General features: G+C 64.0%; 25 protein-coding genes and 1 pseudogene. 11 read left to right on the top strand and 15 right to left on the bottom strand.

Annotated features, from left to right (window positions below; translation table 11 throughout):
- Nucleotides 1-58 precede the first annotated feature (58 nt).
- The 3 genes from FJW06_RS04755 to FJW06_RS04740 all read left to right on the top strand — a co-directional run bounded on the left by FJW06_RS04755 (nucleotide 59) and on the right by FJW06_RS04740 (nucleotide 2,587).
- Complete coding sequence (locus FJW06_RS04755) at nucleotides 59-643, top strand: DUF1214 domain-containing protein (RefSeq protein WP_140748702.1); 585 nt, start codon at nucleotides 59-61, stop codon at nucleotides 641-643.
- On the top strand, nucleotides 636-1,184 hold the full coding sequence (locus tag FJW06_RS04750; protein WP_140748699.1) for a DUF1254 domain-containing protein: 549 nt from the start codon (nucleotides 636-638) through the stop codon (nucleotides 1,182-1,184). Before FJW06_RS04755 ends, FJW06_RS04750 begins: the two co-directional genes overlap by 8 nt.
- 398 nt (nucleotides 1,185-1,582) lie before the next feature.
- Nucleotides 1,583-2,587, top strand: coding sequence for a DUF2336 domain-containing protein (locus FJW06_RS04740; protein ID WP_140748693.1), 1,005 nt, complete (start codon nucleotides 1,583-1,585; stop codon nucleotides 2,585-2,587).
- A gap of 1 nt (nucleotide 2,588) precedes the next feature.
- On the opposite strand, the gene FJW06_RS04735 is transcribed toward FJW06_RS04740, so the two are convergent.
- Nucleotides 2,589-2,936 (bottom strand): DUF1491 family protein, encoded by a 348-nt coding sequence (locus tag FJW06_RS04735; protein ID WP_140748690.1) that lies wholly within the window; start codon nucleotides 2,934-2,936, stop codon nucleotides 2,589-2,591.
- Between the two features lie 115 nt (nucleotides 2,937-3,051).
- Here FJW06_RS04735 and FJW06_RS04730 point away from each other — a divergent pair.
- A pseudogene (locus tag FJW06_RS04730) lies at nucleotides 3,052-3,334 on the top strand (type II toxin-antitoxin system ParD family antitoxin).
- Nucleotides 3,335-3,338: 4 nt separating this feature from the next.
- Here FJW06_RS04730 and FJW06_RS04725 read toward each other — a convergent pair.
- Together FJW06_RS04725 and FJW06_RS04720 are read right to left on the bottom strand one after the other, a co-directional pair.
- Nucleotides 3,339-4,127, bottom strand: coding sequence for a peptidoglycan-binding protein (locus FJW06_RS04725; protein WP_140748688.1), 789 nt, complete (start codon nucleotides 4,125-4,127; stop codon nucleotides 3,339-3,341).
- The gene (locus FJW06_RS04720; RefSeq protein WP_140748686.1) at nucleotides 4,102-5,838 is read right to left on the bottom strand and encodes a HAMP domain-containing sensor histidine kinase; all 1,737 of its coding nucleotides are present in this window, start codon (nucleotides 5,836-5,838) and stop codon (nucleotides 4,102-4,104) included. The genes FJW06_RS04725 and FJW06_RS04720 overlap by 26 nt, the downstream gene beginning before the upstream one ends.
- A gap of 555 nt (nucleotides 5,839-6,393) precedes the next feature.
- Between FJW06_RS04720 and FJW06_RS04715 the strand changes: the two genes are divergently transcribed.
- Both FJW06_RS04715 and FJW06_RS04710 read left to right on the top strand, forming a co-directional pair.
- Nucleotides 6,394-6,804, top strand: coding sequence for a DUF5330 domain-containing protein (locus FJW06_RS04715; protein ID WP_140748684.1), 411 nt, complete (start codon nucleotides 6,394-6,396; stop codon nucleotides 6,802-6,804).
- 228 nt (nucleotides 6,805-7,032) lie between these two features.
- A complete protein-coding gene (locus FJW06_RS04710; protein ID WP_140748828.1) occupies nucleotides 7,033-7,461 on the top strand; it encodes a SufE family protein in 429 nt (142 codons plus the stop codon).
- Nucleotides 7,462-7,529: 68 nt separating this feature from the next.
- Here the strand turns inward: FJW06_RS04710 and FJW06_RS04705 are convergent, their stop codons facing one another.
- Both FJW06_RS04705 and FJW06_RS04700 read right to left on the bottom strand, forming a co-directional pair.
- Entirely contained in the window at nucleotides 7,530-7,955 is a 426-nt protein-coding gene (locus tag FJW06_RS04705) for a MucR family transcriptional regulator (RefSeq protein WP_027164827.1), read from the bottom strand.
- 418 nt (nucleotides 7,956-8,373) lie between these two features.
- The gene (locus FJW06_RS04700) at nucleotides 8,374-8,739 is read right to left on the bottom strand and encodes an SH3 domain-containing protein (protein WP_140748682.1); all 366 of its coding nucleotides are present in this window, start codon (nucleotides 8,737-8,739) and stop codon (nucleotides 8,374-8,376) included.
- 109 nt (nucleotides 8,740-8,848) lie between these two features.
- Here FJW06_RS04700 and FJW06_RS04695 point away from each other — a divergent pair, with 109 nt between their 5' ends.
- Together FJW06_RS04695 and FJW06_RS04690 are read left to right on the top strand one after the other, a co-directional pair.
- Nucleotides 8,849-10,960: a S9 family peptidase gene (locus FJW06_RS04695; protein ID WP_140748680.1), complete on the top strand. Its 2,112-nt coding sequence runs from the start codon at nucleotides 8,849-8,851 to the stop codon at nucleotides 10,958-10,960.
- 98 nt (nucleotides 10,961-11,058) lie between these two features.
- Nucleotides 11,059-11,448, top strand: coding sequence for an SET domain-containing protein-lysine N-methyltransferase (locus tag FJW06_RS04690; protein WP_140748825.1), 390 nt, complete (start codon nucleotides 11,059-11,061; stop codon nucleotides 11,446-11,448).
- 9 nt (nucleotides 11,449-11,457) lie between these two features.
- Here the strand turns inward: FJW06_RS04690 and FJW06_RS04685 are convergent, their stop codons facing one another.
- From FJW06_RS04685 to FJW06_RS04670, 5 genes are all read right to left on the bottom strand, one after another.
- Nucleotides 11,458-12,405: a cytochrome c gene (locus FJW06_RS04685; protein ID WP_140748678.1), complete on the bottom strand. Its 948-nt coding sequence runs from the start codon at nucleotides 12,403-12,405 to the stop codon at nucleotides 11,458-11,460.
- Nucleotides 12,406-12,413: 8 nt separating this feature from the next.
- The gene (locus FJW06_RS04680; RefSeq protein ID WP_140748676.1) at nucleotides 12,414-12,851 is read right to left on the bottom strand and encodes a cytochrome c; all 438 of its coding nucleotides are present in this window, start codon (nucleotides 12,849-12,851) and stop codon (nucleotides 12,414-12,416) included.
- Nucleotides 12,848-13,003, bottom strand: a complete 156-nt coding sequence (locus FJW06_RS30025) for a hypothetical protein (RefSeq protein WP_181178138.1) — start codon at nucleotides 13,001-13,003, stop codon at nucleotides 12,848-12,850. Before FJW06_RS30025 ends, FJW06_RS04680 begins: the two co-directional genes overlap by 4 nt.
- A 10-nt stretch (nucleotides 13,004-13,013) precedes the next feature.
- A complete protein-coding gene (locus FJW06_RS04675; RefSeq protein ID WP_140748674.1) occupies nucleotides 13,014-13,616 on the bottom strand; it encodes a superoxide dismutase in 603 nt (200 codons plus the stop codon).
- A gap of 208 nt (nucleotides 13,617-13,824) precedes the next feature.
- Entirely contained in the window at nucleotides 13,825-14,703 is an 879-nt protein-coding gene (locus FJW06_RS04670) for a branched-chain amino acid aminotransferase (RefSeq protein ID WP_140748672.1), read from the bottom strand.
- A 151-nt stretch (nucleotides 14,704-14,854) separates the two neighbouring features.
- On the opposite strand from FJW06_RS04670, the gene FJW06_RS04665 reads away from it, so the two are divergent.
- The 3 genes from FJW06_RS04665 to FJW06_RS04655 all read left to right on the top strand — a co-directional run bounded on the left by FJW06_RS04665 (nucleotide 14,855) and on the right by FJW06_RS04655 (nucleotide 17,481).
- Complete coding sequence (locus FJW06_RS04665) at nucleotides 14,855-15,517, top strand: haloacid dehalogenase type II (protein ID WP_140748670.1); 663 nt, start codon at nucleotides 14,855-14,857, stop codon at nucleotides 15,515-15,517.
- A 263-nt stretch (nucleotides 15,518-15,780) separates the two neighbouring features.
- The gene (locus FJW06_RS04660; protein WP_140748668.1) at nucleotides 15,781-16,602 is read left to right on the top strand and encodes a L,D-transpeptidase; all 822 of its coding nucleotides are present in this window, start codon (nucleotides 15,781-15,783) and stop codon (nucleotides 16,600-16,602) included.
- A gap of 255 nt (nucleotides 16,603-16,857) precedes the next feature.
- The gene (locus tag FJW06_RS04655) at nucleotides 16,858-17,481 is read left to right on the top strand and encodes an FMN-binding negative transcriptional regulator (protein WP_140748666.1); all 624 of its coding nucleotides are present in this window, start codon (nucleotides 16,858-16,860) and stop codon (nucleotides 17,479-17,481) included.
- Nucleotides 17,482-17,532: 51 nt separating this feature from the next.
- Here FJW06_RS04655 and FJW06_RS04650 read toward each other — a convergent pair whose 3' ends face one another.
- Genes FJW06_RS04650 through FJW06_RS04630 form a run of 5 tightly spaced genes read right to left on the bottom strand, consistent with a single transcriptional unit; the run spans nucleotide 17,533 to nucleotide 24,325 of the window.
- Nucleotides 17,533-18,006, bottom strand: a complete 474-nt coding sequence (locus FJW06_RS04650; RefSeq protein ID WP_140748664.1) for a DUF4189 domain-containing protein — start codon at nucleotides 18,004-18,006, stop codon at nucleotides 17,533-17,535.
- Between the two features lie 51 nt (nucleotides 18,007-18,057).
- A complete protein-coding gene (locus FJW06_RS04645; RefSeq protein ID WP_140748662.1) occupies nucleotides 18,058-18,783 on the bottom strand; it encodes a hypothetical protein in 726 nt (241 codons plus the stop codon).
- A 12-nt stretch (nucleotides 18,784-18,795) separates the two neighbouring features.
- Nucleotides 18,796-19,335 carry an invasion associated locus B family protein gene (locus FJW06_RS04640; protein ID WP_246674523.1) on the bottom strand — a complete coding sequence of 180 codons (540 nt, stop codon included), beginning with the start codon at nucleotides 19,333-19,335 and terminating at the stop codon, nucleotides 18,796-18,798.
- Between the two features lie 44 nt (nucleotides 19,336-19,379).
- Nucleotides 19,380-23,873, bottom strand: coding sequence for a YadA-like family protein (locus tag FJW06_RS04635; protein ID WP_140748658.1), 4,494 nt, complete (start codon nucleotides 23,871-23,873; stop codon nucleotides 19,380-19,382).
- Entirely contained in the window at nucleotides 23,870-24,325 is a 456-nt protein-coding gene (locus FJW06_RS04630; protein ID WP_140748656.1) for a hypothetical protein, read from the bottom strand. Before FJW06_RS04630 ends, FJW06_RS04635 begins: the two co-directional genes overlap by 4 nt.
- Nucleotides 24,326-24,425 lie beyond the last annotated feature (100 nt).

Genomic DNA, 24,425 nt, shown 5'->3' with positions numbered 1-24,425 from the left:
CTTGCCACGGCACCCCGCGCCGCGATATCCCGGGCAATCTCCTCTGTTTGCGGCTCTCATGCTCAAAAACGCCATCCTGACGCTGCTTTCGCTTGCCATCGCCATCGGGCTTGGCGGCTACAGCGTCTGGTATGCGCTCAATGCGCAGGACGGCGTCGGCGCGATCCGTATCGGCCAATGGACCGCTTTCCCCGAAGTCGGGACGCTCAACGCCGACCCCTACTCCAAGGCGCGAGTGGCACGCGAGGGCGTGCTGGCGCTCGGCCAGGCCGAGGGGCTTGCCTTCGTCGCCGAGCGCGACGATGCCGGCGCGCCGTTGAAACGAGAATGCACCTACACGATCGAAGGCGGTTATCCCACCGCCCGCTTCTGGACGCTCTATGCCGCCGACCAGTCGCTTGGCGTGATCGACACAGGCAAGCCGAGGCAGTCGGCGCTGCAATCCTACGAAGTGCTGCGCCAGCCCGACAATTCCGTCGTCATTTCCGTCGGCAGCCGCCCTGCCCCCGGCAACTGGCTGCTGACCGGCGGCTCCGGCAAGATGTATTTCGTGCTGACCTTCTACGACACGCCGATCGCCTCGAGCACCGGCCTCTCGGACGTCACGCTGCCGCGCATCCTGAAGGCGGGCTGCAATGCGTAGGCTGCTGCATGCCCTGATCCTCGGCCTCATCGGCGCCGGTATCGTGCATATCGTGGTGCTGTTCCTGGTGCCGGAATTTTCCGAACGCGATGCCTGGTCGCGGCTGGCGATGTCATCCGACCTCTACAAGATGACGCGGCTCGACGCCGAGGCCGGCGGCGCGCCGGTGGTGAAGTCGGTCGATCCGCTGTTTTACGCGGCCGCCTGCCGGTTCGATCTCTCGGATGGACTGGTCAGGATCAGGGCGCCGGGCGACGTGCCGTTCTGGTCGGCTTCGGTCTACGACCGCGGCGGCCACAACATCTATTCCTTCAACGACCACAACGCCAACGGCGAGAAGCTCGATGCGGTGGTGCTGACGCCGGCGCAGATGATCGAGGTGCGACGCGACCTTCCCGAGGATCTGCAGGGCGCCATCTTCGTCGAAGCGCCGATCCAGGAAGGCATTTTCGTCATCCGCGCCTTCGTGCCGGACGCGAGCTGGAAGCCGATCGTGTCGCGCTTCCTCGAGCAGAGCGCCTGCGAATTGCAGGACTACTGAGAAAGCGACCGATCAGTGATGCGGCTTGGCAGGTGGCGGAGAGCCTGGCCTGTCGGAGCTTTCGCGCGGCCGGGCCTCATCGGCCTGCGGACGCAACTCATAGCGGACGCCGGGGAAAATGATGACCGCCGCCGCCGCCGCCGTCGTGGTGTCGTGACTTGCTCGATTTACGGGTGCCGCACGCGGCACAAAAGACAGGACCATGCCCATGGTTCGCGCATTCCTCTCGGTTTGACCGGAGCACAACGCAACGCCTCCAAAGTTGATTAAGGAACCTAGAGGGTTAACGGAGCGCTAACGGATCGCGGCTAGTTTGATGTTTGTTTTTCCTGAAGACGCGAAACCGGCCGGCCGGATCGTGCGGTTCGGGATTGTGTCGAGTGTCGGGCGTATCCTCCGTGTCATCTTCGGATTTCAGGCAAATCGCTATCCGGACCGAAGCTGGAAAGGCCGAAAGGCTGTTCCGCGCCGCCGTGTCGGCCTTCTGCTCGCTGACGCGCCCCTCGCGCCGCGAGATCGCCCAGCTCGAGGATCTGACGCTGCCGCTGTTCGACGAGGTCTCGGTCGAGTCGCGCCGCTATGTCGCCGCTGCCCTTTCCGAATGCGAATATGCGCCGGCCGCGCTGGTCAGGCGGTTGGCCGAAGAGCCGGTCGAGATCGCAGCACCCCTGCTCACGCGCTCCAACGCGCTGAGCGACATCGACCTCATCGCGCTGATCGGCCGGCACGGGCTGCCGCACGCGCGGGCCATTGCGCGCCGCAAGGACCTCAACCCGACGATCGCCGACCTGATCCGCGTGCTGGAAAGACCGACGCTCGTCAAGACGCGGCCGCCGGAAACGGTCACGAAGCTCACGCCGAAACCGGAGCCCGTGGCCAAGGCGGACACCGACCGTCCCTTGTCCGGCGAAGCCGCGGAGAACGCGCGGCGCCGCCTGCGCTCGATGATGCGCCCGACCGGGAACGCTGCCGATGTCAACACCTTCCTCGGCCAGCCGGCCTACGTGAAGCTGCGCGAGACGGCGCTGACCGGCAACGCGGCCTTCTTCCAGACCGCGCTTGCCGACGCGCTGGGGATCGACTTCGCGACGGCCCGCTCCGTGACCAGGCAATCGAGCTATGCCGCATTGCTTGCGGCACTGCGGGCCCTCGATCTCAGCGAAGACATGGCATTCCTGATCGCGGTCGCAGTCTATCCCGGCGAGTTCCCGCACCCGCAGGCGATCCGGCTCTTCCTCGACCGCTACCGGTTGCTGCACCGCGAGGCGGCGCTCGACAAGCTACGCGCCTGGAAGGCGGAGACCCTTTCGCGGGCGATCCGCGACATTGCCCCCGACGCACCCGGCACCGAGCGCCGCGACGTGTCGAACAGCGAAGCGACCTCCAGCCTCAAGGCTTCCTGATCTATTCCGTCTTTACCGAAAGAAGCTCTTCGACCGGAACAGTCCCTGCCTCGATCTCGACCACCCAGATGTCGGGGTCGAATTTCTTTTCCCGCTCCAGCCGCGCATCGAAGGCCGAGCCGTCGTCGCTTGAATCGAGCAGGGCAAAGAAGCGCTCGTCGGGATCAGCCGAATCGTAGCTCGTCTGCGGCGCCGGCCCGTAGAGGGCCACCTCCCCAAGACGCCCGCGCGACAGCACGAAGACAGCGCCCGCCTCGGTCGCGCCGCGCTTGACGATCGCCGCAAAGCCGCCGGCGCCGAAGACGCGGCGGACAAGGGCGGAGACCCAAAGATCGGTGGTTACGCGCATGGGAGGTTTCCGGATGGCATTCAGTTTGTCTAGCGGGATTTAGCTGTGCGCGCGAGCGATGAGCACAGAAGGAAACGTCCAACAAATTTTGTTAGATTTTAAGAGGAACCCTACAATGGGACGCACCCTGACCATATCCCTCACGCCGAAGCAGGCCGCGCGACTGCAAGATGCGGTCGAGAGTGGCGACTATGCCTCAAAACAGCGAAATCGTTAGGGAAGCCCTCAGATTGTGGGAGCACCGCGAGGAGCTTCGCGAGCTCGAACTCGCACGATTGAAGCGCGCCTATGATGAAGGAATCGCGAGCGGCGAAGGCCAGGAAATCGATCGCCGCGCCTTTCTCCGTGCTTTGAAAGCCGAGCGCAAAACATTGGCTGGAATGAACAGTTTTCCGTGACCGCTCAGTTCGTCAGGCCAATCTCGCGCATCTTGACATAGACAGCCTCGTCCGGCTCGCCGGTCTCGGGCAGGCCGAATAAGGCCTGGAATTCCTTGATCGCGGCCTTGGTGCGGGCGCCGACCTTGCCGTCGAGCTGCATGTCGTTGTTGCCGAAAGCTTTCAGGCCTGCCTGGATCTTGACGATGCGGGCATCGGGCGATTGCGTGGCGCCATCGGCCGGTGCGGAAACCGGGATCACCGGCGGCTTGGCGGCCAGGACGGCCACGCCATCGGCCGGCCGCGGCGCCGGGTGGGGAATGGCCGCCGTCGTCTGGCGGGCGCCAAGCTGGTCGAGCAACGCGCCGTCGATCTCGCCCGAGCCGGGCAGCCCGACTTTCAGTTGATAGGTCTGGATCGCCTTGCGCGTGGCCGGGCCTGTGAGGCCATCGACCGTGCCGTCATAAAAATTGAGGTCCTTCAGAATGCCTTGCACCTGCTGGACGACCGGATCCGGCTTGGCGACCGGCTGCGCCGGCGCCTGGCGCACGATGTTGATGGTGGTTTCCGGTTCATTGGAGAGGGTATGCGGGAAATTCTCGATGCTGCGGGTGGCAAAGAAGGCGCCGGTATGCGGAAAAGGCTGATACCAGAGCGCATTGGCCGAGACATAGAACAACGTCACCAGGAAGGCGGTCGAACCGCCGACCAGGACCGGATTGCTTGCGATCAGCTGACCGACCGCGACCGCGCCTTCGGCGAGGACGCCGCGTTCGGGTTCGACGACCTTAGGCCGTTTTGCGGAGCGAGCCATTTCCCTCCCCATCTCTGTCCCCCTTCGGCTTCGCCGCCGGCATGGCCAGCACGCCGGAAGGCGCACCGGAATGCCGCTTCGGCCCGTTCACCGGCAGGCCGATCGTCACCGTCGTGCCCTCACCCGGCGCGCTCTCGATCGACATCGTGCCGTCGTGCAGCGCCACCAGGCCCTTGACCAGCGACAGACCAAGCCCGGTACCCTCGAAACGGCGCGTGTAGTCGTTCTGGATCTGCATGAACGGCTTGCCGAGATTGGCCATATCCTCCTCGGCGATGCCGATGCCGGTGTCGCTCACCCAAAAATGCAGGCGGGAGCCGACGCGCTTGGCGCCGATCACGACGCTGCCGCCATCGGGCGTGAACTTGACGGCGTTCGAAGCGAGATTGATCAGGATCTGCTGCACGGCGCGGCGATCGGCATTGATCTCGCCCGCATCCGGCGCGATCTGCGTGGCAAGAACGATGCCCTTGGCGTCGGCCAGCGGCCGCATCATCGAGCGGCACATGTCGACCGCCTCGACGAAGCGGAATGGCTCCAGCTCGGTCGCATAGGCGCCCGCCTCGATGCGCGACACGTCGAGGATCGAGGTGACGACCGACAGCAGATGCTGGCCGGACTCCCTGACCAGGCCGACATATTCCTTCTGGCGCGGGTCCTTGAAGCCGCCGAACATCTCGTGCAGCAGCATGTCGGAGAAGCCGATGATGGCGTTGAGCGGCGTGCGCAGCTCGTGGCTGACCACCGCGAGGAAGCGGCCTTTGGCCACTTCGGCGGTCGCAACCTCCTCCCTCGCTTGCGCAAGCTCCTCTCGCAGCGCCGCGACATCGTCGTTTTCACGCAGGACCAGGGTGAAGGCGTCGCGATCGGCGTCGCCGCGCAGCAGCTCGAGGCTGAACGGGCGGAAATTGTCGGTCGCGCACGAACCCTCGCGCGGCAGCCGGATGCGCAGGTCGAGCCGGCGTTTCGGCGCGCCCTCGCGCATGTCGGCCAAGGCGGTGAGATAGGCGACGCGATCGGAAAGATGGACGCGGTCGAAAAGGCCGGTGCCGAGCAGGAGTTCCGGCGCCAATTTGAGGATCGAACGAGCCTTGGCGGAGGCGTCGAGCACGTCGCCCTGGCGCCCAAGGCGCAGCACGACGGCGTCGATCACGTCCTCAAGACGATCGGCGGCAGGCTCCGTCAGCCGCGAGCCTGCCGGGCCGGCGAAGGCGGCGGCCCGCGGCACCAGCGTCAGCGCCCAGGCGAGCGGCAGCAGCCAATGCCAGGCCGCGATTTCGCCCGATGGCAGGACATGGCCGGCGAAGGGCTGCAGTACGATCGCACCGACCGCCGCCAAGGCACCTGACAGCATGGCCCGCCGCGATCCCGAGACCCACCAGGTCTCGACCGGCAAGGCAGCGGCAAGCAAAGCGACCGGCGAGGCCAACCCGCCCGCCGCGGCAATAGCGCCGGCAAGGGCAAGGCCGCCCAGCACCACAGCTATGCGGCTGACGAACGCCATGTGGCCGGTAGCCGCCACCAGAAGCGCCGCGAACCAGCATAGGCCGAAAGCGGCAAAGATCGCGGCCATCGTGACGGCCGCGCCGAGGCTGGACGTGACAAGCGTGACCGCGGCACCCGCAGCCAGGAACGGAGCGGCAAACATAACGCCTATGAAACGGCGCTGGCGCAAGCGTTCGGCCTCACCCGTAACGGTCGGGTGAACCATGCGTTCGCAGCCGGCTGACACCGCGCCGGGCAATTGAACGTATCTGGCTGAAATTGAACTCAACGCACGCGTACCCGGTCGTAAAAACACCCTGCCTTGCAGGTGACTCAATCAATGACTTGAAACTCGCATCCAGCGTTTAAGGAATGGATAAGGCTGGCGGCGCCGGCGACCGCCCCAAGGCAAATATTGTGATGCCGGCCTCGCGAAGCATGCCGAGTTGCCGCCATGGTAAACGGCGGGTTAGCCGCGAGGCCTGTGCCGAAATGGACCACAACTTGATCCGACTAACCCCTGCTCATAAGAAAATTGCGCAATTACAACGCGATATATGGTTGTCGTGAAGTTAATACAGCGGATGAGATTCGAGGCAATTGCGTTTCAAAGCCAATTCCTTTCGAATTTGCTTAAAATTTGAAGAAAATTGGCGGCTTCGATGCAAGCCGTCCTTTGTGTGACCGTGCCATGATCGTGCCCATAAAAGAGGTCATGCCAAGGGATGCATGATCCGTCACGGATGGATGCATCATCCATCCCGGATGAGAGGTTAGTAAGATGGGCTTTCTGATCAGGATGGCTTTCTGGTTTTCGCTGGTGCTGCTGGCGCTGCCACTTGGCGTCGGCCCGGGCGAGGACGGCAAGCAGAGCGTCGGGCCGATCCAGGCGCTCTTTGCGGCGCGCGAGGCAGTCGGCGACATTGCCGGGCTCTGCGAGCGCAAGCCCGATGTCTGCGAAACCGGCAAATCGGCCATGTACACCATCACCGTTCGCGCCAAGGAAACGGCCAAGATCGCCGCGGCCATGATCGACGACAAGCAGTCTGGGCAGTCTGGGCAGTCCGGGCAGGCAGGCACGCCCGAGACGAAGGTCGCGGATGGCTCCGTCACGACCACCGGCAGCGTCGCCGAGGACATCGTGCTGCCCGCCAAGGTGAACATTCCGGTGATGTTGACGGCGAAGAACTGAATTCTTCCGGCCGTTCGCTCGGCTCTTTGGTTTTGGCGCAATTCCGGGCGGAAACCGCTACGTATTTTTCTGGATTGCTCTTTCTTTGGTTTGGCGCAATTCCGGACGGAAAACCGCTACGCACTTTTCCTGGAATTGCTCTCCGCCGCGGGCGCGTCCGACCTCTCGACGCCCGCGGCGTCTTTCTTTTTCCGTGACGCGGCGGAGCCGGGTCACTATATGCGGGCAATGATCACCCCGATCCAGACCATCCGCGACGACTTTTCCCTGCTCGACGAGTGGGAGGACCGCTATCGCTATGTGATCGAGCTTGGCGAAGGCCTGCCGCCATTTCCCGAGGCGGAACGCACGGCCGCGAACAAGGTGCCCGGCTGCGTGAGCCAGGTGTGGCTCACCACCGAGCGAGGCGACGGCGCCGATCCGGTGATCAGCTTCCAGGGCCATTCCGATGCCCATATCGTGCGCGGCCTCGTCGCCATCATGCTGGCATTGTTTTCAGGCCGACATGCGAGCGAAATCCAGAACACGGATGCCGAAGCGACGCTGAAGGAACTCGGCCTCGACGAACATCTGTCGCCGCAGCGCGCCAACGGTCTGCGCTCGATGGTCAAGCGCATCAAGCGCGACGCGGAAGCGGCGCTGAAGCAGACCGCCTGACCTCAGATCTTTAAAGCAAAACGGCGCCGCGAGGGCGCCGTCGAGCTGCTTGCAAGAGCAGGAGCCCGTCAGCGGCCCTTGCGCTTGCGGCCCAGGCCCATCTTCTTGGCGAGTTGCGAGCGGGCGGCCGCATAATTGGGGGCAACCATCGGGTAGTTGGCGTCCAGGCCCCACTTCTCACGATACTCTTCCGGCGTGAGATTATAGTGGGTCATCAAATGCCGCTTCAGCGACTTGAACTTCTTTCCGTCCTCGAGACAGACGATGTAGTCGTCATGGACGGAGCGCTTCGGGTTGACGGCCGGCTTCTGCTTCTCGGCCGACGGCTGCTCCGGCGAGCCGCCAACGCGGCCCAACGCGGCATGGACGTCGGCAATAAGGTTTGGCAGTTCCCCGACCGGCACCGGGTTGTTGCTGACATAGGCGGCGACGACATCGGCGGTCAGCTCGATCAGCGCATCACCGTTTTTCGAAGGTGTTTCGACGATTTCCATAGTGCTAAGGCCCCAACGAGAGTTGTTTCTAAAACTGCGCCCTTTTTCTGGGATCGGGCATCGCGCGAATTCATTCAGGAAAGGCTCTGCGATTCGCGTCGGTTATCTTAATGACGCTGCATTGAAAGTAAGTCAATTCGCATGCTGGTTTATATTGATCGATATTCATCAAATATTGCCGATTCAGCTTCAAAAATTCGTGCACCGTGTAACTTCGCGAGATTTTTCTGGCCAGACCAGCATGCCATGACGTAGCGCCATCCACGTGTTAGACATCCGATCGCCACCCGACACGGCATTCAATGCTTGATCAATGCTTGGGCGCCTGTTGTGCCAGTGCAACGAATCCTGCGGCGCAACGAGACGCAAGGATCTCGCCTTGGCGGCCGGAGCCGACGAGGCTTTGCGACAGAATTCATCAGTGAGGCGCGATATATTTGCCGTAGACCCAGCCGGCGACAAAATGACCATTCTGCGCCGGATCGTGCCAGATCTCGCACCAGCGGTAGCGGATCGCCTGGCGCTGCTTCCATTGCGGCTGCCGGGCGATATCGAGCAGGTTCACGCCACCGGTGCAGCGGCCGGTCATCTGCAGTACGGTGCCGTTCGGATAAGCAGCCTGTTTCTGTGATGTGTTGGACGGATACTTTCGTGCATTGAGGGTGTCGCCGAACGGCACCCCCGCCACTTGCCAGGCGGCAAAGACGGTTGCATGAGACTGACTGGAAAAAGCCAGACCCGCCGCGAGGACGACGGACATTGCGGTAGAAACACAGGATTTCATCTTTCCCCCTTCGACTTAGCTTCTGTAGACCATCTTGAGCCGCGCCCCTTGAACCGCCGCTGAGCGGCGTGTTCATTCGTCATTCAAGCAAATTCCGCAGCGAGACGTAATGACCAGAGCTTCCGCCTTGACTTCCGCCTTCCCGGCCGCCAGCCCGCCGACCCCTGAAAAACACCCGGTTTCCGACACGCATCACGGCATCACCCGCAGCGACGACTACGCCTGGATGCGAGCCGACAACTGGCAGGCCGTATTCCGTGACCCTTCCCTGCTCGACGGCCGCATCCGCGCCCATCTCGAGGCCGAGAACGCCTATCAGGCGGCGCTGATGGCGGGTAGCGCGGACCTGCGCGGCAAGCTGTTTGCCGAGATGAAGGGGCGCGTCAAGGAAGACGACTCCACGGTGCCGATGAAGGACGGCCCTTATGCCTATGGCTCTTCCTTCCGACAAGGCGGCGAGCAGCCGCGCTATTTCCGCACGCCGCGCGACGGCGGCGCCGAGGAGATCCTGCTCGACGGCGATAGCGAGGCGGAGGGCAAGGCCTATTTCCGGCTCGGCAGCGTCGACCATTCGGGCGACCACAAGAAGCTGCTATGGGCGTTCGACGACAAGGGCTCGGAATTCTTCACGCTACGCGTGCGCGATCTCGCGAGCGGCAAGGATCTTGCCGACCGGATTCCGGATACGGGCGGCGGCGGGGTTTGGGACGCCGGCGACGACGGCTTCTTCTATACCCATCTCGACGACAATCATCGCCCGTCGAAAGTGTTCTTCCACGCGCTCGGCGACAAGTCCGAGAACGACCGGCTGATCCATGAGGAAACCGATCCGGGCTTCTTCATGGATGTCAGCGGCACGCGCGCCAATGACTGGATCATGATCGGCATCAACGACCACGAGACTTCGGAATACCGCTTGCTGCCGACCAATGATCCATCGGCCGAGCCGAAGCTGGTGGCGGTGCGCGAGACCGGCGTGCAATATGACCTGGAAGAAGGCGGCGACATCTTCTTCATCCTCACCAATGCCGACGGCGCCAAGGACTTCAAGATCATGACCGCGCCGGTCGACAACCCGGTGCGCGCCAACTGGCAGGAACTGGTGCCGCACGAGCCGGGCCGCCTGATCCTCTCGGTGCTCGGCTTCAAGCACTATATGGTCAGGCTCGAGCGCAAGGACGGACTGCCGCGTATCGTGGTGCGCGAGCGCGCCAGCGGCGAGGAGCATTTCATCTCCTTCGACGAGGAAGCTTTCTCGCTCGGTCTCTCCGGCTCCTATGAATACGACACCGAAGTGATGCGCTTCAGCTATTCGTCGATGACAACACCGGCGCAGGTGTTCGACTATAATATGCGCAGCCGCGAACGGGTGCTCCTGAAGACGCAGGAAGTGCCCTCCGGCCACGATCCGGAGCACTATGTCACGCGTCGGCTGATGGCGCCGGCGGCCGATGGCGAGTTGGTGCCGATCTCGCTGCTCTACCATCGCGCCACGCCGCTCGACGGTTCCGCACCCTGCCTGCTCTACGGCTACGGCTCCTACGGCATCACGGTGCCCTCCGCCTTCAACACCAACTGCCTGTCGCTGGTCGACCGCGGCTTCGTTTATGCCATCGCGCATGTGCGCGGCGGCAAGGACAAGGGCTACGGTTGGTACGAGGACGGCAAGCGGGCGAAGAAGATGAACACGTTCACCGATTTCATCGCCTGCGCCCGCCATCTCGTCGCGGAGCGCTACACCCGGCATGACCGCATCGTTGCGCAGGGCGGCTCCGCCGGCGGCATGCTGATGGGGGCGATCGCCAACATGGCGCCGGAAGCTTTCGGCGGCATCGTCGCCGAGGTGCCGTTCGTCGACGTGCTCACCACCATGCTCGACGCCAGCCTGCCGCTGACGCCGCCGGAATGGCCGGAATGGGGCAACCCGATCGCGTCCGCCGCCGACTACGAGACGATCGCGGCCTATTCGCCCTATGACAATGTGGGGGCGCTCGACTACCCGCCGATCCTGGCGCTGGCAGGCCTCACCGATCCGCGCGTCACCTATTGGGAGCCGGCGAAATGGGTGGCGCGGCTGCGCGAACGCAAGGCAGGCGGCAATCCGGTCCTGTTCAAGATCAACATGGAGTCCGGACACGCCGGCGCCTCGGGCCGGTTCTCGCGGCTGGAGGAGATCGCCTACATTTACGCCTATGCCTTGAAAGTGACAGGCAAAGCCTGATTTTCCACTCGCAATTGACAAGGGCGCGCGTTACGCAATGCTCTGTTTTTTGGACGTGGTCCTTGGACCGCGCCGACCGCTCATTCGCAAGGTTCGTCATGCTGCTCGTCGACGTCTATCTCGACAAATCGCCCATCCAGGGCATTGGCGTCTTCGCCAAACACCGCATCGCAAAGGGCACGCTGATCTGGAAGCTCGACCCAAGGTTCGACCGGCGCATTCCTGTCGACACGTATGAGAGCGAGAGCGGGCCGGTGAAGTCCTATCTCGATCGCTATTCCTATCCGGACCGGCGCGACCCCAACTACATCGTCTTCGAGGCAGATGACGCGCGCTACATGAACCACGCGGACGAGCCGAACTGCGACGTCTCCTCGCCCGAGGAAACATACGCGCTGCGCGACATCGCGCCGGGCGAGGAACTGACCTGCGACTACAATCACTTCTTCGAAAACGGCTTCGATTTCCTGGGCGACCGGCACCCGTAAGATAAAAGGTCAGTTCGCTGGCTTGCGCGCCGGGTAGCCGTTGAGATGCGGCGGGATCGCCTTGAGATAGGCGGCGATCGCGGCGCGGTCGTCGGCGGTCAGTTGCGCCATGTTCTTCTGCACCTCGACCATGGCGCCGCCGACGGAATCGAAATCGGGCGTGAAGCCGGTCTCGAGATAGTTGGCGATATCTGCTTCCGACCAGCTCTTGATGCTCTTCCCCCCGGGGGTGATGTTGGGCACGATTCCTGAGCCTTCTGCGGCGACGGCGCCCGCCAGCCATTCACCCTTCTTGACGCCGCCGGCAAAATCGCGCGGCGTGTGGCATTCGCCGCAATGGCCGGGTCCTTCGACCAGATAGCGGCCGGCGAGAACCTTGTCCGGTGTGCCGCCAGGCAGCGCGATCACCGGGTCCGGGCTGAGGTAGAGAAGCTTCCACAGGCCGATGCCGCGGCGGATGGTGAAGGGGAAGGACAGCTTGTGGTCCGGCGCCTTGCCGGCGACCGCCGGCAGCGTCTTCATGAAGGCGTAGAGGTCGGCGATGTCGGCCGGCTTCATGCGCGCGTAGGACGCATAGGGAAAGGCCGGGTAGAAATGCTCTCCGGAAGGCGAAACGCCCTTCAGCATGGCGTTGGCGAAATCCTCCTCGCTCCAGGCGCCGATGCCGTCCTTCCGGTCTTGCGAGATGTTGGGCGGCACGAAGGTGCCGAACGGCGTCTTGAGCTCCAGCCCGCCGACCAGTTTGAGGCGGGCGTCGCCCTGGGCGCCCGGTTTTGCGTGGCAGGAGGTGCAGCCCCCCGCGTAGAAGATGCGTTTGCCTTTGGCGGCATCGCCGGGGCCGAGTTGCGCGACGGTGGCGGCGTCCAGCCTGACCGGAGCCGACAGGACCCAGCCGGCGGCTGCCGCGGCGCCGCCAAGCACGATGACGGCGCCGACAAGCTTCCTCAGCCAGGCCATTTAGGCGGTCAGCTCTTCTTGATCCGGTAGGTCTGATGGCAGGTGCCGCAATCGCCGCCCAGCGTGTTGAGCTGAGCCTTCAGTGCGCCCGCGTCGGCCGGCGGCGAAGCGACCGCGGCCTTGGTATCGGCCAGAAACTTGTCCTCGGCAGCTTTGAAGCCGGCCATGTCTTCCCAGATCTTCGGCGCGGCCGTGGTGTCGCCCTTATCAGAGCCGGCCGGGAACAGCGTATCGACATCGAATTTCTCGGCGTTGGCCTGCAGCGCCTTCAGCGCGTCCAGCACGGCGGCGGCATCGAAAGGCGTCTCGCCTTTAACCACCTTCGAGATCTGCCCGGCGAGCTTGCCGCGCTCCTTCATCAGGGCCTGGCGATCCTTGATCGGGTCGGCGTAGGCGGCCGAACCGGCGAAGGCGAGCATGGAGATGGCGATGACAAGCTTTCTCATTCAATTGGCTCCGTGGTGAAGGAAAGAGTACGCGACTGGACGTTAACGGGCGCCGCGGCGAGATTATTCCCCTTCGCCGTGACGATTTTGCCGGCTGGCTTGCCGTTTTCCTGCCTGAAAAACAAAAGCCCCGGCGTGCCGGGGCTTTTCATCAAAAATCGCTCAGCCTTTGGCCTTTTCGTACATCTCCAGGACATGGTCCCAGTTGATCAGGCTGTCGACGAAGGCCTCGAGATATTTCGGCCGCGCATTGCGGTAGTCGATGTAATAGGAGTGCTCCCAGACGTCGACGCCGAGGATCGGCGAGCCGCCATGGACGAGCGGGTTCTCGCCGTTCGGGGTCTTGGAGATTTCCAGCTTGCCGTTCTTGACCGAGACCCAGGCCCAGCCCGAGCCGAACTGGGTGGTGCCGGCGGCGATAAAATCCGCCTTGAACTTGTCGTAGCCGCCGAGGTCGCTGTCGAAAGCCTTCTGCAGCGCGCCCGGCAGCTTGTTGCCGCCGCCGCCCTTCTTCATCCACTTCCAGAAATGGATGTGGTTGTAGTGCTGGGCGGCGTTGTTGAAGAGCCCGGCATTCTTGCCGAAGGACTGCTTCACGACCTCTTCGACCGACAGGTCGCCCATTCCGGCCTCGGCGGCCAGCTTGTTGCCGTTGTCGACATAAGCCTTGTGATGCTTGTCGTGATGATACTCCAGCGTCTCCTTCGACATGTAAGGCTGCAAGGCCTCGTAGTCGTAAGGCAAAGCGGGCAACTCAAAAGCCATGGATGGTACTCCCTCGAGGAAAAAAGTCCGGTGATACTACCGGCCTAAGATAGGTCTGGAATGGATCGGGGCAACTCCGGAATGGAACGCCGAGCGACTTTTTAGAGCAATTCCGGGGAAAGTGTGAGACGGTTTCCGCCCGGAATTGCGCAAAATAAGGAGATGGAGCGGTTCGCCGTTCAGCGAAGCGGAAAAACGCTCCGTCTGCTCAGGCGGCGGACGCCGAATGCGCCCATTCCCAATAGAGCTCACGCGCCTTCTTGGCCACCGGGCCGGGCTGCAGGTCGCGATTCTCGATGCGGGTGACCGGCACGACCTTGGAGTGGTTGCCGGTCGAGAAGATCTCGTCGGCTTCGAGGAAATCACGAACCGACAGCGTCTTCTCGATGGTCCTGAAGCCGTAATCGCCGAGCAGGTTGATGGTGCGCGAGCGGGTGATGCCCGACAGGAACGTGCCGTTCGGCGCCGGCGTCATCACATGGCCGTCCTTGACCAGGAAGACGTTGGAGGTTCCGGTTTCGGCGACATTGCCCAGCATATCGAGCACGAGTGCGTTGTCGAAGCCGCGATTCTTGGCTTCCAGGATGGCGCGGCCATTGTTGGGGTAGAGGCAGCCCGCCTTGGCGTTGGTGGGCATGGTCTCGATGGTCGGGCGGCGGAACGGCGAGACCGTGACCGAGAAGCCGGATGGCGGGATCATCGGCGCTTCGTAGAGGCACAGGCAGAAGCGTGTCGATTCCGGGTCGGCGGGCACGCCCATATAGCCGCCATGCTCGGCCCAATACATCGGCCTGATATAGACCGCCGTCTTGCCGTCGAATTTCTTCAGACCATACCAGGTCAGGCCGACGATCTCTTCCGTCGTCATCGAAGGCTTCAGGCCAAGCGCGGTCGCGGAAGCGTTGACGCGAGCGGCGTGAAGCTCGAGGTCGGGCGAGACGCCTTCGAACCAGCGGCCGCCGTCGAAGACGCTGGTGCCGAGCCACATGGCATGGCTGCGCGGCCCCAGTACCGCGACATTGCCTTCATACCAGTCGCCGTCCACATAGGTCCAAGTCGCGGTTTGCGCCGCCGCCGCCAGTGTCATGTTTGCCGTCCAAATAAGTGATTTCGGGCCGGCATAGGACGATGCTTTGAGGGCCGGCGTCAACCGACATGGCCGAAAATCATTGAGGCCAGCGGCACTTAACGGCAATCAGCGCTTGCACGGCGCGGCTTGCCGCCGCAAAACTCTTTCCATGCATCATGCGGCCTATGTCTTCGACGCCTATGGAACGTTGTTCGACGTGCACGCTGCCGTGCGCCGCCATGCCGGCGAGATCGGCCCGGACGGCCAGCTGTTGTCGGAAATCTGGCGCGCCAAGCAGCTCGAATATTCCTGGGTCAGGACGCTGATGGGCTCATACGCCGACTTTTGGCAACTGACCGAGCAGGCGCTGGATTTCGCTTTGCGCAAGGTGCCCTCGGCCGATCCAGCGCTGCGGACGAAACTGCTCGAAGCTTATTGGCGGCTCGATTGCTACCCGGAAGTGCCGGCCGTGCTGAAGGCGCTCAAGGCCTCGGGCGCGAAGCTCGCGATCCTCTCCAACGGCTCGCCGGAAATGCTCGACGCGGCGGTCAAATCCGCGGCACTCGACCAGATCCTGGACGACGTATTCTCGGTCGATGCGGTCGAGCGGTTCAAAACCGACCCGTCGGTCTACGACATGGTGGTCACCAACTGGCGACTTTATCCGGGCGCGGTGTCTTTCCAGTCGTCGAACCGCTGGGACGTCGCCGGCGCGACGAAATTCGGTTTCCGCACGGTCTGGATCAACCGGGCCAATCAGCCGGACGAATACCGCGACTTTCCGCCAGGCCTCATTCTACCCTCGCTCGATGGTCTTCTGGCGGGCGTCTGATGCAGGAAAGTGAAGCGGTTTTCCGTCCGGAATTGCATCGAAACAAAAGAAAGGGTGGTTCGGCGTTTCCGTGAGCGGCGAACCACCCTGACCTCGCTGTTGCTGCAGCGCAACAGCGGCGGCACGGTCACAGCTTCGCCTTTTTCTGTCCACCCTCAGGCCAGAATTGGAACCGCCTATCGCCACCGACTGTTATGAATGGCCCCGGCGACCTGCTCGCGGATTCATGCTTTCTTGCGAATTAAGACCTAGAAAAGGCAACCATGTCAGACGCTTCCTTCCGCATCAGCCGCCGCGGCTTTCTCAACTTCACGGCCCTTGGCGCCGCTTCGGCCGCCGTGTCCGCCTGCACCACCACCGGCCCGGCCCCTGCTCCCATCCAGCCGCCACCGCCCACCTATGTCGAGCCGCCGCTCGGGGATTACGAGACGATGTATGGCGCGATGTCGGACAATGGCTTCGAGCTGCCGGCCATCCCGGTGAACAAGATCGATCACAGATTTTTGCGCCAGATCGTTCCCGATCCGACCGGACAGCGCCCGGGCACCATCGTCGTCGATACCACCGGCCACTTCCTCTACCTGGTGCGCGAGGGCGGCCAGGCGATCCGCTACGGCGTCGGCCTCGGCCGCGCCGGCTTCGAATGGTCGGGCGACGCCGTCGTGCAGTGGAAGCAGAAATGGCCGAAATGGACGCCGCCGGACGAGATGGTCGCCCGCCAGCCGGAGCTGACGCAATACAGCGCCAAGAATGGCGGCATGCCGGGCGGCCTGAAGAACCCGCTCGGGGCGCGTGCGCTTTATCTGTTCCAAGGCAACCAGGACACTCTCTACCGCCTGCACGGCTCGCCCGAATGGTGGTCGATCGGCAAGTCGGTATCGTCGGGCTGCGTGCGCCTGATCAACCAGGACATCATCGACCTCTACGACCGCGTGCCGACCAAGACGCCGGTCATCGTGACGGCCAATATCGGCGCACCGGAAGAGGACATGCCGGAGCGCAAGGCGATCCCGATCGACAACGGGGTGCCGACGGGCTCGATCCTGCTCGGTCCCGTGAAGCGGCTAACCAACGAGATCTTCTAACGCTCAAGACGCGATGCGCTTTGAGTCTTTGTCCCGTGCATGTTGTTTTCCCAAAACCGCTGGGGACATGCATAGGCGGTCAGCGGTGCCCGGCCGAAATGATGGCGAGCACCGCAACCGGCACTGGGCCGAGAAGCGGTTAACCCGGCAGGCTGGAGCGGTGCGAACCCGGCCAACTGGACCACACAAACTTTCAGGACCGGATGTTCTAAGCAGGCCGGACTTCAGGCATTTTATGCCGCAAGGAGTTTAGCCATGTATATACCGCCCGCCTTCCGCGACGACGACAAGGAGAGCCTCACGGCCACGATCCGCGCCGCGCGGCTGGCTATACTGGTCACCGCCACAGCCGAAGGGCCGCTGGCGACACCGTTGCCGCTTCTGCTGGATGAGAACGAAGGCGAGCATGGCGTGATCTACGGCCATGTCGCCAAGGCAAACCCGCACTGGCGCGTGCCGGCGGTGGGCGACGGCTTGGCGATGTTCATGGGGCCAGACGCCTATGTGACGCCGGCTTGGTATCAGACCAAGCAGGAGACCGGGAAGGTCGTGCCGACCTGGAACTACGTTGCCGTCCACGCCCATGGGCCGATCGAATTCTTCGAGGACGCCGACAGGTTGCTCGAGGTCGTGACTCGCCTGACCAACCTGCATGAAGGCGAGCGCTCGGCACCTTGGGCCGTTTCCGATGCGCCGGCGGATTTCATCCAGTCGCAGCTGAAGGGCATCGTCGGCCTGCGCATGCCGATCACGCGGCTCGAAGGCAAGCGCAAGATGAGCCAGAACCGCAATGCCGCCGATCGCGCCGGCGTCTTTTCCGGCCTGTCGTCGAGCGACCGTCCATCGGACCGCGCGGTCGCGCCGCTTATCCCGGTGTGAACGGCGCCAGGGCCGACGGATCGCCGCAGGCGCTCGATTCCGCCGGCGACGTCAGGTACAGACCCACTCGCGGATCTTGCACTCCTTCCCCTCGCCTCCGCACTCGGCCGTCGCCTTGTCCTCGGCCTCACCGCGGGTCGTGGCCGATGCCGCGCCCCAGAACGGTGTCGCCGCGCCACGGCTCTTGCCGACCGACAGCGCCGCGCAGTGCTCGTAGGGAAAGCCGGTTCCGTCGTCATCGTCCCAATGGCGATGGTTGCGGAACACCTCGACCACCCGGCAGCCCTTGCCGTCCGCGTTCTCACAGTGCTTCAGCGCGATGTCTTCCGCTTCCTGCCGCTTGTCGGCGCCCCAGAAGAAGCCGTGACGGCCGTCGCCCGGCGAGTAGGCGATCGCGCCCCAGATGCCCTTTTCCTCGCCCGTCTCAGCCGGCGGTGGCGAAACCAGGTCGGCCGCATGGCTGGCGATCGTAAGCCCGACCAGGGCCGCCAGCAGCGGGAATGAGAGGCGACGGTCGATCAACATGTTCGTAGCTCCCGATTGCAGCTGTTCAAGACAGGTGACTGTGCCTGGCCGTTATCCGCCCATGCGCGCGACCGAAACGACAACGCAGGTATTTCCCGTCGGAACGAGCAGGGCCTGACCGCCATTGTTGGCAAGGTTGAAAAGCATCGTGTTCGACAGATTGTCTGCCAGCTGGCTGCCCTTCGGCAGCGTGCCGACGACTTCCTGGCAAGACCTTTGGAACGGCGCCACGCGCACGAAGCCGCCCTCGCAGGTCTGGCCAAGCGGTGAGGCAAAGACGACGCCGGCGGCCTGGGTCTTATAGTCCGGCAGATTGTAACTCATCCCGGCGACCGCCTGCACCGCATGCGCATCGGGCGAGGTCTTGTCCCATTGCGTCTGGACCGCATAGGTCGATCCGGCAGTCAGAGCCTGTCCGAGCGTGGTAAAGAGATTGGCACAGGTGCGCACGCCCGCCTGAGCGGCATGCGCCTGAAACGGATTCTTGTTCGCCGCGATATCCGCCGGCGCAGGCGCGGGTTGCGCCGGCTCGCCCTGCATAGGCGCCTGTGCTTGCGCGGAAGCCGTGCCGGCGACGAATGTACCGAGCGCGGGATAGAGACGGAACGACAGGACGACCGCCCCTGCGACCAGGACGGCGAACGCGCCAAGCAGCGTGATGGTCCGCGCAAGATGCCAAGCGGACAACCGCGCAGATGGCGAGCCGGCCGGCAGTCCTGTCAGCGTAACGGCTTCGGAGCGCGTCAGGATCCTGTCCTCGATGGATTGGCGTGTCATCTCAAAGTCTTTCTATTTGATGGTCGAAAGCGCGGTCTTGAGCCCCTTGAAAGGAGCATCGAGGCTGACGGTCGCCCCCGACGGCAGGGAATAGGAAACCTGGACGGTGGTTTCCTTGCCGATCTGCTCGCGAAGGACCGGGCCTACAGGCACATAGCCGACGCAAACCGACGCATCGCAGCCCTGTAGCTGAACGTCGACGGCCTGCTGGCGGCCGGCCAGCTTGAGCGAAAGCCTGCTTCCCGCGCCGGCCTGGCTGGGAGTCCGCAAGATCATGAAGGGTTTGCCTTTCTCGTCGGCCGCGAGCGACCAACTGAAGACCATGACCTGGCTTTGGTCGACGAAGGACTGGCTGATGTTGCAAACCTTCTTCCTGGCTTGGAGATTCTCGTCGCAGATCAGGGTCCAGTTCTCGAATGGGCGCGTGGTCCGTTGGTAGTCGCCGAGCTTCACGCCGGGAGGCACGGCGACGTCCGAAGGCTTTATCCGATAGGCAGGCGGGGCCGCCTCCTGCCCGGCCGCGCGCGGACCGGACAGGAGCAGGCAAGTCATGCAGATTGCGACAGCAGAGCTGGCTTGCCTGACCATGAATGGACTCAGTTCAAGGTAAAGCTGACGCCTGCGCCGACGCCCCAATGTCCGCCGGCCGTCGTGCCAGAGACATTTGCCCGGGCTCTCCCGTCCTCGCTGGTGTAACCGGCACCAAACGCGACGGCCCCCTCGCCTCGCCAATAGCCACCGCCGGCCGCCACACTGAGCTTGCCAGGACGGTCATCATAGCGCAGCGAAGCGGCCGCCAGGCCGATCGCGGCCGCTTGGCGCGCTTCGCCTCGAGCCTCGCCCATATCCATGTTGAGCTGGCTGAGCTTGGAGTCGGTATAGGCATTGGCCTGCTGCAGCGTGGTGGCCGCCACCTGGTTGGTGTAGGCCTTGGAGTTGTCGAGCGTTGTCGCCAGCCCGTTGTTGAACTGTAGCACGTTCACTGCATCGGTATCGGCGGTGCCGGCGCCGACATTGTGGATGACGACGGGCGCATTCAGGTCGCCGCCGACAAGTGTCAGCGAGTTGGACTTGGTGCCGTCCGGGTTCTTGTCATACTGGACGGCGAACTCATTCAGATTGCCGACACTTCCCTGCACTGCTTCGACAGCCTGGTTGGTCGCGTAAAGCTGGCTGCCGTTGATGGCGTCGGTCGAAGTCTGGCTGATCCGGCCCGCTGCCACATTGGTGACGGTGCGTTCCTTGCCGACATCGCCCACGCTCACCGTGCTCGTCGGAGCGGTTCCGGCGAAGGTGTAGTTGACGCCGTTGATCGTCGTGCCGGTGGTGGCGACCGCCGCGGCGGTCGTCGAGCCGGCGCCGAGCGCGACGCTGCCCGGCTCATTGGCCGTGGCGCCGGCGCCGAGCGCCATGGACTGGGCGCCGTTCGCCGTCGAGTTCGTGCCGAAGGCGATGCTGTCGGCCTGGTTGGATGTTGCGTTCTGGCCGATCGCGATGCCGCCCGGCGCCGTCTGCTGGACGATGGCGCCGTTGCCCATGCCGATACCGTTGTCGCCGTTGACGGTGGTGCGCGGACCGATCGCGACCGACTCGGCACCGACAGCCAGCGAGTCCGAGGCGCTCGAATTGGCGTGGAAGTACATGGTCCCCGTCACCGCGAAGGAGCTCAGCGCTCCCTTCAACTGGCGAAGCGTCACCGCGTCCTGGTCCTCGGTGCCGTCGGCCACGTTGATGATCTGGCGATAGGAGGTGGAGGTGCCGACCGAGACGGCGCCGAGCAGGCTCATATCCGCCGTGTTATAGGGAATGAGACCGGTGCCGGACAGGATCGACCCCGATATCGGCGCCACCGCGCGGTCGGAAACCGAGCCGGAGCCGAGCGCTACGCCGTCGGTGATGGAGACAGTGGTACCGCGGCCGAGCGCCAGCGAATTGGCGGCGGATGCCGTCGCCTGGTAACCGAGCGCAGAGGAGCCGATCCCTTGCGCGAAGGCGTCGGTGACCGGAAGCGTCGTGTCGTTGGTGCGGACATAGCGGATGCCCTCGCCATTGGCGTCCGTGTAGGCGGACGAGGTGTCGCCGGCAAAATTGTTGATCGTATTGCCAAGAGTGGTGATATCGGCGGTGTTGGCAGCGATGTCGGTGGTGTTCTGCGTCACCTGCTGATTGGTGGCGAACAGCTGCGAGCCGTTGACGGCGTCGGTGGAGGAGTTGCTCAACCGCCCGGCCGCGACATTCTGGATCTGGCGCTCCGCGCCGACCGAGCCGACCGAGAATGCGCCCGCCGGCGTTCCGCCGGCGAAGGTGTAGTTCACACCGCCTATCGTCGTGCCGCTGACCACGGTCGTGGCGCCGGATACGGAGTTCAGACCGATCGCCACGTCACCGGCATTATTGGCCACCGCATTGGGGCCGACGGCGACGGAATCCGCCCCTAGCGCCTGGGAATCGGCGAGCGTCGAATTGGCGTGGAAGTATTTGATGCCGCCGCCGGTGCTGATGTTGTTGATCGTGTTGCCGAGATTGGTGATGTCGGCGGTGTTGGCTGCGATGTCGGTTGTGTTCTGCGTCACCTGCTGGTTGGTCGCGAACAGCTGCGAGCCGTTGACTGCGTCGGTCGAGGAGTTGCTCAACCGCCCAGCCGCGACGTTCTGGATCTGGCGTTCAGCACCGACCGAGCCGACCGAGAACGCGCCGGCCGGCGTTCCGCCGGCGAAGGTATAGTTCACACCGCCGATCGTCGTGCCGCCGACCACGGTCGTGGTGCCGGATACGGAGTTCAGGCCGATTGCCACGTCGCCCGCATTGTTGGCGACGGCATTGGGGCCGATCGCGACGGAATCGGTTCCCAGAGCCTGGGAATCGGGCAGCGTCGAATTGGCGTGGAAATATTTGATGCCCGCGCCGGTGTTGATGTCGGTAAGCGACGTGCTGAGATTGCTTATATCGGTCGTGTTCTGCGTCACCTGCTGATTGGTCGCGAAAAGCTGCGAACCATTGACAGCATCGGTCGACCCGCCGTTGAGCCGTCCAGCGGCGAGATTGGTGAGGGTCCGCTCCGCGCCCGGCGCGCCGATGCTGACGGTCGATGTCGGAGCCGTCCCGGCGAAGCTGTAGGCCGTGGTGCCGATCGTCGTGCCGCTGGTGCCCACGGCCGCGACAGTCACGGAGCCGGAGCCCAGGGCGACGTCTCCGGACTTCGCCGCAGCAGTCGCGCCGTCGCCCAGGGCGATGTTGCCTGCGAGACCCGCAGCCCCGGCAGTGGAGCCGTTACCCAGCGCGACCGAGCCCTGCCCGATCGCCTTGTTGTTGTTGCCGATCGCCACTGCGCCGGCGGCCTGGTTGGCGGCGGTGGCGCTTGCCGTGCCGTCGCTGTTGGCGATGTTGTTAGCGCCGCCGGTGAAGGCGCCGGTGCCGCTGGCATAGCTCGGATCGCCGATTGAAACCGCGCCGTTGCCGTAGGCGGTGTTGCCGGAGCCGATGGAGACCGCTTTGCCGCCGGTTGCGACCGCATTGGTGCCCATGGCAACCGCCTCGGCGGAATCGGCCTTGGCGTTGTTGCCGACGGCGATGGCGCTCTGCGCTGACGCATTGGAACCGATGCCGAGTGCGGTGCTGGCTACCCCACCGGCGCTGGCGCTGACGCCGGCGGCAAGGGAATTGTCGCCTGTCGCCTTCGCTCCAGACCCGAATGAGGAGGCGTTTATTCCGCTGGCAACGGCGGTGTTGCCAACTGCCGTGCTGGCAGCGGCGCTCGCTGCGGAGTTGGTGCCTATGGCGATGGCCGATTGAGCGCTCGCATTGGCTTGCCTGCCGACCGCTGTGCCGTCTACACCGCTCGCAGTGGCGCCCAATCCCAGCGCACTTGCGTTGGCGGCTACCGCCGCGGCGTTGTTGCCGATCGCGGTGGTGGAGACGTCCGTCGCCTGGGCTCCAGAACCAGCCGCGACCGAGCCGACGCCGCTCGACACGGCCGAATTGCCTAGAGCCAGTGCGAACTGACCCGAAGCCGTGGCGACGTTGCCGAACGCTGCCGAGTTTGACGCCGATGCATTTGCCTGGGGGCCAACGGCGATTGCATTCGTACCGGCTGCCTGGGCCTGGAAGCCCACGGCTGCCGAACTGGCGCCGCCGGCCGAGGTGCCGATGCCGAGTGCGGTACTGCCGACTCCGCCTGCGTTGGCGCTGACGCCGGCAGCGAGAGAATTGTCTGCTACCGCTTTTGCCCCTTCCCCAAATGCAGAGGCGTTTATGCCGCTGGCAGCGGCCTCACGCCCGACGGCAGTGGAGTTGGCGCCGCTGGCGACAGATCCCCAGCCCGCGGCTGTCGCATAGTTGTTGCTGGCCGTGGAACTGGTGCCGAGGGCAGTGGAGTTCCCCCCAGAAGCAAGAGAGAAGGTGCCCAAGGCGTTTGCGCCAGCTCCAGTGGCATTGGCGGTTACACCGAGCGCGACCGAATTGACGCCGCTTGAGACAGTGCCTTGACCCAATGCGATCGCGCCGCCGGTACCCGTAGCACGTGCATTCAGACCGATGGCGATCGCATATTGTGCCGACGACACGGACGAACGCCCCATGGCAATTGCGTCGGCCTGGGATGCCGTGACATCCGTGCCGATGCCGATGGCACTCGTGGCCGTGGCACCCGTTCCCGCAACAGTCCGCGAGCCGAGATAGATGGAGTTGATCTGCGAGGCGATCGACTGGAAGCCGATCGCGACAGCATTCTGGCTGCCCGCGCTAGCATTGGTACCCTCGGCTATTGAATCGGCTCCGTTTTGCACGGCTCCAGATCCAAACGCGATACCGCGCACACCGTTTGCCGTGCCGCCGCCGCCGAAAACCTGTGCCGATGCGGGCGTGGCGATACCGCCGAATGCAATTGCACCCAGCACCGCCGCCAGAAACCTGCCACCGCCGAGTGTGCCAAGCCCCAGCCCCCTGCGCCGCATGCCAAGCACGCGATGCGCGTTGCGCAGCGCCGCCATCAGGCGGCGCCGGAGCGAGCGGCTGTCGCCAGCGCCGGAGACCCAGTTTCCGGCAAATCGGGCCGACCCGCGCTGAGCGATACGTTCTTGCCTGAAGTTCATTGTGATAATGCCTCCTTTGGTGGGTCGCGCTCGATGGTCGCCGGGTCCGCCAACCCAGCCGCCGGAGCGTGTCTGCTCGAAAATGGAATGATCACGTCGGCGCCACGCGCGAGCAGCGCATGGCCTTGTTTTTCCCCGATCGCCTCGACGCGATCGAGCGTGTTTTCGAGCCAGACGTCACCGGCCTCAGGGATAGCCTGGAGCGCCGCCGCAACCCGCTCCGGCGGGATCAGCCGCTCGAGATAGGACCGCACCGCCGCCAGATGGGCGGCTGGCGCGTCATGCGCGTGAACCACGGCCGTGAGGCCATAGAGATAGTGAGCCAGCAGCATGTCCTGCTTGGCGAGGGGCACGCCATCTCCATAGCGCTTTGCAAGCGTTCTCGATGCCGATTCCAGCCAGTAGCCGATCTCCTCGGAAAGGCTCCGGCGAATCGCCGTGTCGTCGCTCATGTCCCCCCGCAGCCAAATCGATTCCGGGGCAGCCGGAATTGCTTCAGGAGGTCATGTTTTTGGATTCAGGTATTCCAATAAATTGCTGTTCCGTTCAAAA

The organism is Mesorhizobium sp. B4-1-3 (assembly GCF_006439355.1).
Taxonomy (GTDB): Bacteria; Pseudomonadota; Alphaproteobacteria; order Rhizobiales; family Rhizobiaceae; genus Mesorhizobium.
The sequence above is the reverse complement of the archived record's forward strand: the minus strand, read 5'-3'. Positions and strand labels throughout refer to the sequence as shown.